Source organism: Mangrovicoccus sp. HB161399 (genome assembly GCF_013184745.1).
GTDB lineage: Bacteria > Pseudomonadota > Alphaproteobacteria > Rhodobacterales > Rhodobacteraceae > Mangrovicoccus.
Genome location: NZ_JAATVU010000124.1, coordinates 1 through 10,355, shown reverse-complemented (window position 1 = coordinate 10,355; position 10,355 = coordinate 1). Strand labels below are relative to the sequence as shown.

14 protein-coding genes are annotated in these 10,355 nt (G+C 63.7%); 13 read left to right on the top strand and 1 reads right to left on the bottom strand.

All coding sequences use genetic code 11. The features are described from left to right. The 7 genes from HCC78_RS30270 to HCC78_RS30240 form a co-directional block, all read left to right on the top strand. Window positions 1-459: hypothetical protein (locus tag HCC78_RS30270; RefSeq protein ID WP_216671385.1), on the top strand; the 459-nt coding region annotated here is incomplete at its 5' end. Further along, on the top strand, window positions 452-1,921 hold the full coding sequence (locus HCC78_RS30265; RefSeq protein ID WP_172332465.1) for a helicase RepA family protein: 1,470 nt from the start codon (window positions 452-454) through the stop codon (window positions 1,919-1,921). The genes HCC78_RS30270 and HCC78_RS30265, both read left to right, overlap by 8 nt. Then, window positions 1,918-2,148 carry a hypothetical protein gene (locus tag HCC78_RS30260; RefSeq protein ID WP_172332464.1) on the top strand — a complete coding sequence of 77 codons (231 nt, stop codon included), beginning with the start codon at window positions 1,918-1,920 and terminating at the stop codon, window positions 2,146-2,148. Before HCC78_RS30265 ends, HCC78_RS30260 begins: the two co-directional genes overlap by 4 nt. Before the next feature lie 146 nt (window positions 2,149-2,294). Beyond that, window positions 2,295-2,486, top strand: coding sequence for a hypothetical protein (locus HCC78_RS30255; RefSeq protein ID WP_172332463.1), 192 nt, complete (start codon window positions 2,295-2,297; stop codon window positions 2,484-2,486). A 185-nt stretch (window positions 2,487-2,671) separates the two neighbouring features. Continuing rightward, complete coding sequence (locus HCC78_RS30250; RefSeq protein ID WP_172332462.1) at window positions 2,672-4,063, top strand: phage major capsid protein; 1,392 nt, start codon at window positions 2,672-2,674, stop codon at window positions 4,061-4,063. Window positions 4,064-4,287: 224 nt separating this feature from the next. After that, entirely contained in the window at window positions 4,288-4,686 is a 399-nt protein-coding gene (locus HCC78_RS30245) for a hypothetical protein (protein WP_172332461.1), read from the top strand. Between the two features lie 13 nt (window positions 4,687-4,699). Next, window positions 4,700-6,505 carry a hypothetical protein gene (locus HCC78_RS30240; protein ID WP_172332460.1) on the top strand — a complete coding sequence of 602 codons (1,806 nt, stop codon included), beginning with the start codon at window positions 4,700-4,702 and terminating at the stop codon, window positions 6,503-6,505. 702 nt (window positions 6,506-7,207) lie between these two features. Here HCC78_RS30240 and HCC78_RS30235 read toward each other — a convergent pair. Further along, window positions 7,208-7,531, bottom strand: coding sequence for an Arc family DNA-binding protein (locus tag HCC78_RS30235; RefSeq protein ID WP_256368369.1), 324 nt, complete (start codon window positions 7,529-7,531; stop codon window positions 7,208-7,210). Between the two features lie 82 nt (window positions 7,532-7,613). Between HCC78_RS30235 and HCC78_RS30230 the strand changes: the two genes are divergently transcribed. The 6 genes from HCC78_RS30230 to HCC78_RS30205 all read left to right on the top strand — a co-directional run bounded on the left by HCC78_RS30230 (window position 7,614) and on the right by HCC78_RS30205 (window position 10,254). Then, entirely contained in the window at window positions 7,614-7,763 is a 150-nt protein-coding gene (locus HCC78_RS30230; RefSeq protein WP_172332458.1) for an Arc family DNA-binding protein, read from the top strand. 15 nt (window positions 7,764-7,778) lie between these two features. Next, on the top strand, window positions 7,779-8,030 hold the full coding sequence (locus HCC78_RS30225) for a hypothetical protein (protein WP_172332457.1): 252 nt from the start codon (window positions 7,779-7,781) through the stop codon (window positions 8,028-8,030). Beyond that, window positions 8,027-8,287, top strand: coding sequence for a hypothetical protein (locus tag HCC78_RS30220; RefSeq protein WP_172332456.1), 261 nt, complete (start codon window positions 8,027-8,029; stop codon window positions 8,285-8,287). The genes HCC78_RS30225 and HCC78_RS30220 overlap by 4 nt, the downstream gene beginning before the upstream one ends. 74 nt (window positions 8,288-8,361) lie before the next feature. Next, complete coding sequence (locus HCC78_RS30215; RefSeq protein WP_172332455.1) at window positions 8,362-8,865, top strand: hypothetical protein; 504 nt, start codon at window positions 8,362-8,364, stop codon at window positions 8,863-8,865. A 186-nt stretch (window positions 8,866-9,051) separates the two neighbouring features. Further along, window positions 9,052-9,249, top strand: coding sequence for a hypothetical protein (locus tag HCC78_RS30210; protein ID WP_172332454.1), 198 nt, complete (start codon window positions 9,052-9,054; stop codon window positions 9,247-9,249). Between the two features lie 3 nt (window positions 9,250-9,252). After that, window positions 9,253-10,254 (top strand): tyrosine-type recombinase/integrase, encoded by a 1,002-nt coding sequence (locus HCC78_RS30205; protein WP_172332453.1) that lies wholly within the window; start codon window positions 9,253-9,255, stop codon window positions 10,252-10,254. Window positions 10,255-10,355: the final 101 nt, after the last annotated feature.

The following is a 10,355-nucleotide window of genomic DNA, read 5'->3' as shown; positions in this document are numbered from 1 at the left end:
TGGCGACCCCTTCAGGACACCCAGAATAGGCAGAAAAGTCAGCAAAATCAGGCAACCCTCTGGGACACATCCCGCAAATCCGGGGCATTGCGCGCCAATGGGTTAGCAAGCGGATTGGGACACGCTGAGCCCGGCTCCGCAAAGAAAAACCCCGCTGCAGCGGTCACTGCAAACGGGGCTATCGAAGGCTTTCGCAAGCAAGATCCTACCCCGAAACGGGGCCGCCTGTCCATCTCCAAGCACGCCGAGAGGCGCCACAAGATCGCCGGGAAGGTCATCTGTGACGCGCTGGTGATCGGCGAGGACTTCGACGCCTGGGCGGATGCCGCCGCTGTGCTGGCCGTGCGCTTGAGCGTCCGGGAGCGTGCCGCGCTGGCATGGGCCGCGCTCAAGAGCCTGCCCCCCGAGTATGCCGAGATGACGGCCGGTGCCGCGCTGGAGGTGCCGCTTGATGCCTGACGGTGGAAATCATTTCGCTGAAGCAGCCCATGACTATCACGCCGAACGGCAGCGGCAGCGCGATCAGGATCATGTCGATAGCTGGCTCTATGGTGTGCCCTTTCAAAGCCGACGCAACGTTGCCGGTGCCGACAGAGCCGCAGCGCCGACCGCGAGAGCAGCGGAGCGCACCGCTGCCTTCCGGGCCGCTCTGCAGCCCCTGGCTGATATCAAGCCCGCCATCAAGGCGCGCCATCTGGTCAAGGACTGGCTCGAAATCGGCACGCTCTCCGTCACCTACGGAGAGTCGAACGGGGGCAAGACTTTCTTCGCTCTCGACATGTCCCTGCACATCGCCGCAGGCGCCGGGGATTGGCACGGTGCCCGCGTTGCCGAAGGCGGCGGGCCGGTGGTCTACATCGCGGCCGAGGGCGGGCACGGGATCCGCAACCGCCTCGCCGCCTTCCGGCAAGAGAACCCCGAGCTGGCCAAGCGGGCGGGCAAGGAGTTCCTTCTGTTGCCGGGAACGGTAGACTTCTGCGGGAACGGCGACGCCGAGGCTCTGATCGAAGCTCTGAAGGACCTTGAAACCCCGCCCCGGCTGATCGTGCTCGATACGCTGGCGCGCTCCATGGGCGACGGCGACGAGAACACCGCAAAGGACATGGGCGCATTCATCCGCAATCTGGATCTGATCCGGGCTGCGACCGGCGCGCATGTGATGGTCATTCACCACAGCGGCAAGGACACCTCCAAGGGCGCGCGGGGCAGCAACAGCCTGCGGGCGGCGGTCGATACCGAGATCGAGCTGACCCGTTCCGGTGACGTTGTGATGGCCGAGACGAAGAAGCAGCGCGACATGCCCACCGACAAGGTGTTCGCCTACACCCTCAAGAGCGTGCCGCTCGGGCGCGACGAGGACGGCGATCTGGTAACGTCTGCCGTGGTGCAGCCCAGTGACCCGGTGAAGAAGGCTCCGCGCCTCTCCGGGCAGCAGAGCATCGCCATGCAGGCGCTGGACGATGCCGTTGCCAACCACGGGGAACGCAAGACGGGCGAGATGTTCCCGCGTTCCCGGCGTTGCGTTCCCTTGGCAACGTGGCGTGAGTACTGCGATCGGCACTCCCTCAGCAGCGGCGACGGCGAGAGCAGCCGCAGGGCAGCGTTCCATAAGGTGAAGACAGCCCTTCAAAACAAGGGAGAAGTCCGCATTCTGGACGGCTTTGTCTGGTGCTGTCGTGGTGATGATGACCATCGTTCCCAGCGTTGCCAAGCGTTGCCAGCAACGGACGGCAACGCGGGCAGCGAAGCGTTGCCACCGTTGCCGGGGTCTATGACCCGGCAACGTGGCAACGGTGCCCCAGCCAAGGAGCAGGAACCGGACCACGCGCAGGCATCAGGCGAGGAAGCCGCCCCGCCAGATCAGATCGAAGCATGGAAGGCAGCAGCCGACGACCTCAACAACCCGGAGGCATTCGAATGACCAAAGAGCAGAACACCGAAGCAACCGTCAGCAAGGTCGGGTTGTGGTCCGGACTGGAGAAGTGCACCCGGCAGCGTGTCTTCGTGGTGGACCTCATCGACAGCGAGGGCGCCGCTTTCAACGTCTGGACCGGCGATGATTACACCGAGGCCGCGGCACTGGCCCGCCAGCTCTCGGCAGACAGCGAATGCGAGATCGTCGCCAGCATCTTCGGAGCAGTCGAATGACGGCCGCACGGGGCAGGGCCACGCGACGGGAGGGGGTGGTCGAAAGTCTGAGTGTTTTGGTCAGGGACCGAGGCGGGTCAGCCACTCACGCGCATCTCCGTTTCCAACATTTCCGCATGCAACAGCATACCGACACGAGGCACGCCATGCAGACCCCTGACAACATCATCATCGAGGAACTGGCCGCGAAAGCGGTGGACCACATTCTGAACGACGCGCGGCGCAACGGCACCGATCCAGTGCCAGATCTGGAGGCCCTGGCGGCCGTCACAGAGGCGCAGGCCCGGCTTGCCCGCGAGACCATCGCGGCGATCAAGGCGGCGAAGGACAAGGCATGATGCACGGAAACCGCCCAGAGACTCTTGGACCCAGAATCAAGATGTCGTATAGTGACCCCAACGAGCACGGCACCGATGGTGCGGCTCCCACCCCGTTTTCCGCAAAGCCGATGGCCGCGCGCGAAATGTGACCCTCACGCCGAGGTCGCTTTCGCGTGCCCGGCATATCGAACGGAACAACGGCAATGACCATCCGATTTTCCCACCACTCCGGCGACCTTATGGTGAAGCGGCATGCCCAAGTGGTGCTACGCGACCTGAACGTGAAGAATCTCTCGGAGCTTGAGCCACACAGCATGACCTGGGCTGATCTCGGCAAGGCGGTGAACAGCATCCGCTCCTCTGGTCGGCTTCTGTGCGACAAAATTAATCCGGCCCTGCCGGAAAGCAGGGCCGAAGAGATCGAGGCCGCATTTGATACTCTCATGGAGGCTGTGAACGACCTGGAGGGCGAGCGCGACCTCCGCAACAGCATCGGCAACCGCGACCCGCGCGAGAGCGAAAGCGTCATTCCGGTTCCTATGGGGCGCGATGTTACCGCGAGCGGCGTGGACCTTGACGGCCCACAAGGGCATCGTGGCGAGACCATCTCCGACTCCCGGATTCTCGCCCCCGAGGACCGAATGGCCACCTGGGCGCAGGCGGCCTCCCCGGATCCCTACCGCGGCCTCTCCCTGGGCGGCTATCTGCGCTCCATGATCGTCGGCGCAAAGACCGACACCGAGCGCCGGGCACTGGCAGAGGGCTCGGACAGCGCAGGCGGCTACACCGTGCCGACGACGCTTTCCTCCGAGCTGATCGACAAGCTGCGCGCGGCCTCGGTGGTGAATGCGGCAGGCGCCCGCATGGTGCCGCTTACTTCGGATGACCACGTCATCGCGCGGCTGGCGACCGACCCTGTTCCGGCATGGCGCACGGAGAACTCGGCCGTCACCGAGTCCGAGCCTACCTTCGACAGCGTGCCACTGCAGCCGAAGTCCCTGGCCGTCCTGACGAAGATCTCTTTCGAACTGATGGAAGACAGCGTCAACCTGCAGACCGAGCTGCCTCGGATCATGTCCGTCGCCCTGGCGAAGGAGCTGGACCGGGTGGCGCTGATCGGCTCGGGCACCGCCCCGGAGCCGCGCGGCGTGGCCAACACCTCTGGCATTGGCACGACGGCGCATGATGACGCCATCTCGAGCTACATCCCGCTGGTGCGGGCGCGCACGGGCATCCTGTCGGCGAATGCCGGGCCGGTCTCGGCCATCATCATGCACCCGCGCGACGAAGGCTCCATTGCAGAGATGGTGGACGGCAACGGCAACCCGCTCATCATGCCGCGCGTCCTGGAGCCGATCCCGGTGCTGACCACGACTGCGCTGCCGATCGACGGCGGCGTCGGGACGAACGAAAGCTCCGTCATCGTCGGCAACTTCCGGCACCTGCTGATCGGCATGCGCACGAATATCACCGTGACCGTTCTGAGGGAGCACTTCGCCGGCAACATGCAGTACGGCCTCCTAGCCTACATGCGGGCCGACGTGGCGGTCTCCCAGCCGGGCGCGTTCCACACCATCACGGGCGTGCAGGGCTAAGAACAAGGGGAGGATGCCCCCGGCTTTTCAGTTCTTTGAGCCGAAGCATCCCCGTTCACTCGGCGAGTACGGCAACAACCCCGAGACGGCGCGGTCCCTATCTCCATCCTTTCTGGCAGGGGCGCGGCGCAGAGCGTTACGGCGGAACCGGGAGCGCTCACCAAAGGCCGGGCGCGAGCGAGAACGCGCCCGGCCACACAGCCACCAGAAGCAGCGAGGCGACCATGCCACGACCCAAGACTCCGCTCCGCAAGGCCCGCCTCACGGGGGCCGACAAGGCGCACCCGGAGCGCTTCCGCGGCCGATCGGAACCGGCCGTCCGCGAAGACCCCGTGGGCGATCCACCGGCCTACCTTCCGCCCGACGCGAAAGCGGTCTGGGCCGAGTGCTCGGAAAACCTGCCGTGGCTTGTGAGGGCCGACAGGCAGGCGCTGGAGGCGGCATCCGTGGCTATCGGGCAAGTCCGCATGCTGGCCAAAGCTGGCGAGCTGGTGCCCGCGTCCATGCTTTCGGCAGCCAACACGGCGATCGGCAAGCTCGGGGCATCGCCGACCGACCGCAGCAAGGTCTGGCAGAAGCCGGACGAAGACGACGCGGATCCTTTCGCGCAGTTCATGAACTGAAAGGCGGCAGCACATGGCCAAGGTAGTCTCTGATATTGCCGTCCGCGTCGGCGCAGACATCAGCCTCCTGCAGCGCGGGATGAAGCAGGGCGCGCGGGAGCTTGATACGTTCGACAAGCGCGCCATGCGGATGGGCGCGAATATCGCGAGCGTGGCAGCCAAGGTGACGATCGCGCTCGGCACGATCACGGCCGGGACGCTGGCGCTTGCCAAGCAGGCTGCGGCGACTGGCGCAGAGATCCAGAACCTTGCCAGCGTGGCGGGCGTGGCGCCAGTAGAGCTGCAGAAGATGGCTGCGGCAACGCGAACCGTCGGCATCGAGCAGGACAAGCTGTCAGACATCCTCAAGGACGTTCAGGACAAGGTGGGGGACTTCCTGTCCACTGGTGGCGGGCCGATGCTTGACTTCTTCGAGCAGATCGCGCCGCGCGTCGGCGTGACTGCCGAGCAGTTCCGCAACTTGTCCGGGCCGCAAGCCCTGCAGCTCTACGTGGACAGCCTGGAGAAAGCAGGCGTCTCGCAGTCCGAGTTTACGTTCTACATGGAGGCTCTGGCAAACGACGCGACGGCGCTCATCCCGATCCTGCGAAACGGCGGCGCGGAACTGCAGCGCCTCGGCAACGAGGCCGAGGCTGCTGGGCGCATCATGTCAAACGAGACCGTCGCCGGGGCGCAGGCGCTCAACGTCAAGTTCCAAGAGCTTGAGGGTACGATCCGGTCCCAGATGGTCACCGCGCTGATCGGCCTGGAAGACGAGCTTGAGCTTCTGGCGCAGTTCGTCGTGGATTATGGAATTCCGGCGCTGGAAGGGCTGATCCGGTTCGGCGCAGCGGCTGCCGAGGCAATTACCAAGGTCGGCGAGGCAATCAAGTTCGCGCGCGACCCTGGCGGCGCTGTCGGCGGCAACGTGGCGAACAACATTCCAGGCGTGGGCATGAGCAGCGCGCCAGAGAACACCGACGAGCAGAACGCTGCCCTCAATGACCTGTACGGCATCGACGGCAGCAACCCCGGCACGGTGGATAAGGGATATGTCACTCCAACCGGCCCTGAAATGCCTGTGTTTGGAGCTGGCGCAATCCCAGCATCCGGCAACGCTGGCCGCACCATAAGCCGCGGCGGCAGTTCATCCAGAGGCGGCGGTTCAGGCGGCGGAGCATCGGCCGACAACCGGCTGCAGTACCTGACAGAGATGTTTGCCAGCGAGCGTGAGCTTGAACTGGCGCGCTATGAACAGCAGCTTGAGGACTTTGCAGAATACAGCGAGGCGCGGAACCTCTCCGAAGAAGAGGCCAACGCCAAGCGCGAAGAGCTTGCAGAGACGCATTCTCAGGCGATGCAGGCCATCGCACGGGCGCAGCAGATGGCGACGTTGGACGGCTTCCAGAGCATGTTCGGCGACCTCGCGTCGCTCATGTCGACCAGCAACAAGAAGACTTTTGCGATCGGCAAGGCGGCGGCAATCGCGGAAGCGACGATTACCGGCATCAAGGCGGCGGTGAAGGCGTGGGACTACGGCATGGGCACGCCTGGAGGCCCGGCCGCCGCGGCTGCGTTTGCCGCGGCGTCTCTGGCCAAGACGGGCGCGCTGATTTCGCAGATCCAGAGCACCAACCTGGGCAGCTCCGCGGCTGGCGGTACGTCCGGCGGGTTCTCGTCCGGCGGGTCGGTGGGCTCGTCAGGCGGCCAGAACAGCGCGCCTCTGGACGTGTCCCTGCGCGGCATCAATCCCGCCGAGATCTTCATGGGCGAACAACTCGGCTCGCTGCTTGAGGCTCTGACCAAGGAAGCTGGCGACCGTGGGATCAGGTTCGTGTGACGGTCTGGCCGGGCTCACGTGGTCCGGCCATCAGCGCGCAAACCTATAGTAATAGTCTGTGATTTGCGCGCCCACGCACACAGGAACGCACGGGGTGCCGAAATACCCTTGCCTGGTGAGGGCCAGAAGGACCCAACAGCCACAAAAAATGTGCCGCCACTACGGAGCGTGACGGCACAGTTTACTTAAGGGACCGAGAAAGCCGCCTTGGGAGCACAGCCATCGGTGCCGACCATCTAGAAACGAGAATATGTCATGCGTCAATCTGCTTATTGTTGCCGATTCCGACGCTGAACCTGGAAACGGGAGGCGGTCGCCCTCCTCCCGTTGCAACCTAATGTGGGCACCCACAACAAGTGAAGATGGACGGCGGCCACCTTTTTCACTTTCAGGAGGGCAACCACATCAAAGTTCCCAATGTGGGCCTTTGAAATCGGTATGGGGGCAAGATTTCCGGAAAAAATCTTGCTCTCCCAAGTACTACCCACGCGCGCGGGGCACGGCCAGAACATTCAGGAGGGCGACCGCCTTTAACTCGGGAGGGCGACCGCCCGAGTAGCCGTCAGGATGAGTACGACGCGGCGCAGGATCGGGGGGGAGGTGGCCGGACACGGCAACAACGTCACCAAGGGTAACTTTGCAAAGCCCAACGTTACCACTGCCTCCGACCTCGGCATCCGCCGCGACCAGATCCACGAGGGGTTAGTCTGATGCTCGCTTCGTAGCTTCCTCTAGTGTTTCAAGCGTCGATAGAAGCCTTCTAGCTGCGAGAATGCCTTTCTTGATGTATTCTGAATCGCGCTTCATGGCATCGGCTGCGGCTGGATCTAGCCCAGTAGCGCTATCTCTATTTCCATCGAAATCAGGATTGATGCCCTCCAGCCTGAAATACACATCAAGGGCATAGATAACTTCCGCGTTCATGCTGCGGTTGTGCTTCTCTGCTGACGCTTTGATGCGCTCACGCATTCCATCCGGGAGCCGGATGATGAACTTGTCCTGAGTCTGAGCCTTACGATCTGTCATAGTGGCAGAAAGCCATGAATCGCTCTTGACGCAATAGTGGCACGTGAGCCATTATGATGGCACAAAGCCATAAGGTGACGCCATGACCGACCGGAAGCCGCTACAGCTCCGCCTGCCGCCCGACCTGAAAGCCTGGATCGCATCCGAGGCCGCGAAGAACGGCAGCTCGCAGAACTCCGAGGTGATCCGGGCGATCCGCGACCGCATGGCCCGCACCGAAGCCGAAACCTAACCAGGAGAAACACCGATGACAGAAGACCGCGCCCGCGCGAACGATACCACTTTGTCCGGCTTCAGCAGCCGCTACCCGAGCCGCCAGGACATGCAGGACAAGGCAACCGAAATTAAGTGCATGCTGGATGCTGCTGACGCGATGCTCTTCGAGGGAGAGAACATGACCAAGAGGGCGCTGCCGCTGGTCACGATTGCCGCGGCTATGGCCCGCGACCTGTCCAATGCGCTCGACAGCGTGAACGAGAAGCCGGAGGGCGCAGCATGACCAGCTACGACGACCTCGACCGCCATCTAATCCGCATCGGCAGCATGGCCAAGATCGGGACAATCGCCCTCCACGACGGCGAAGACCGCCTGAGCCAGCAGGAATTGCTTGGGGCCATGGTCGATTGCCTGGAGCAGATCGAGTCCTTGGTCGAGCGTGGGCACGCGATGGTGGACGAGATGCGCGACGACGAGAGGGCGGCGTGCCGAGGGGCCACGGCGGCCGAGGCGCTTAGGCTGGCGGAAGGGCAGCACTAAGGATAACGCGATATCTTTTATGTTGCGCAGAAAAGGATAACGCGATATCCTTAGTGCCAGCATAGGAGTTGAAGATGATCAATCGCGAATATTCCCTCTCTGAGGTGGCGGGTTTTCTGGGAATGAACCCGGTGACTGTTAAGTCGTGGGCGAAGCATGTCCCCGGGAACTACTTTGAAGGCGGCGGCTCTGCAGGAAAGCACCGCCGCTTCAGCTTCAATGCCCTGATGCAGTTGGCAGTTGTGGCGGAGCTGGTGAAAATGTTGCCGCGCGAGGACTTCGAGCGGGCGTTCTCGGTGGCCGCCACATTTGCCTACACCGACCATGAAGGCCGCGAGGTTGGGCTGCCGCATCATCCGAACGTCGGCATGACCTACATGCTCGTGACCGATGATCTCAGCCATATCTTCGTTCAGGACCGGTCGACGCCTGACCTGTCGAAACTGCCTGTGCCGACTTCTCACTTGAAGCGCATCTGCGTCCTCAACCTCACCAATATTTTCTGCGGGGTCGCCTCGGCAGTCGGCACGGGTGGCTTTGCCGTCCTGGACGGCGCATATCCGAAGCTCGCCAGCTAACTGTTCCGCCCGGTGCTCCTGTGGCGCCGGGCAGATCGCGGGGAAGGCACGCACACCCGCGCAAGTCCCTGCCGCTGACACCCTCCCCCTCGATGCGCAGCGGCAGGGAGACTTGAGCAGCCGCGAGGGCACCCCGGTGCCTTCCCGTGTGTTCAAACGGCAATCGCCATCACCATGAGGTGCAGCATGTCCAGACCTTCCGCCCCTTCGATGCCCACCAAGACTCAGATCGAGGCTGTCCACGCCATCGTGCTGAAGATCAGCCCCGGCGCGCGGATCTCCCGCGTGGGTCCGGATGGCGTCTTCTTCGACTATCCGGGGGACAAGTCCTCCGACCAAGGCGATGGCGGCAACTGGTCTGGCAAGCCCTTCGCGGCGGAGTAGGGCATGCGGAGGGAAGACTATCTCCGCAGCAGGCAGCGCCGGGGCCGGTGGTTCCACTATTATCGCCGGGATGGCCGTGAAATCCCCTTGGGCGTCCATGGGCTGCACCCCACTGACCCGCGCGTCTTCGCGGCCTACTGCGGAGAACACGCCCGCTGGGAACACCGGCCGCCGGAGACCAAGACGCCGAAGAGCGGCACCTTTGCCTGGGCAGTGGACCTGCTGATGGCCTCCAAGAAGTGGGAAGCCCTGGCCGACTCCACCAAGCAGAACCGGGAGGCAATCCTGCGGCGCTATGTGAAGACGCAAGGGGCCCGCCCGCTTCACACGATCACCGGAGACGCTATCGACGCGGCCCTCTATGCAAAGGGCGGTCACGCGGCTGTCAACGAGCTGAAGGCGCTCAAGATGGTCTTCGCCCATGCCAAGCGGAGCCGCTTCCTCGCGAAGGATCCGACCGTTGGGCTGAAGATGGAGCGCCCGGCTACGGAGGGCTTCCCGACCGCCAGCGCGGACGAAATCGAGAAGTTCCAGAAGCGCTGGCCGATCGGCACGACCGAGCGTCTTGTCTTCGACCTTGCCCTCTACACCGGGGCTGCCCGCGTGGATCTGGCCAAGCTCTCCCGGAAGAACCTGGAGGACGGCCTACTGAACTACACCCGGCAGAAGACCGGCGTTGAGTGCGACGTTCCGCTCACGCCCGAGCTGCGGGCAGTTATCGCCCGGACGCCTGACATTGCCCCGGCCTTCCTGCTGACGTCATTCGGCAAGCCGTTCGCCGCGGCGGGGCTGGGCAACTTCTTTGCCGATGCCTGCAAGGCTGCTGGCGTGGAATTCCGGCTCCATGGGCTGCGCAAGGCGTTCTGCGTCTACTGGGCCGAGAAGGAGAAAACGCCGCACCAGATCGCGGCCATGGCCGGGCATCTGAGCCTGTCCGAGGTGGTTCGGTACACCAAGGCAGCCGACCGCCGCCGCATGGTCAAGCTGATCGTGGCAGGCGCATGAATTGGGACACACCTTCCCAGAATTGGGACACGCTTCCGCAACCCACTGAAAAGAAAGGGCAGAACATGCATCGAGCAGCAGAATGGCGACCCCTTCAGGAC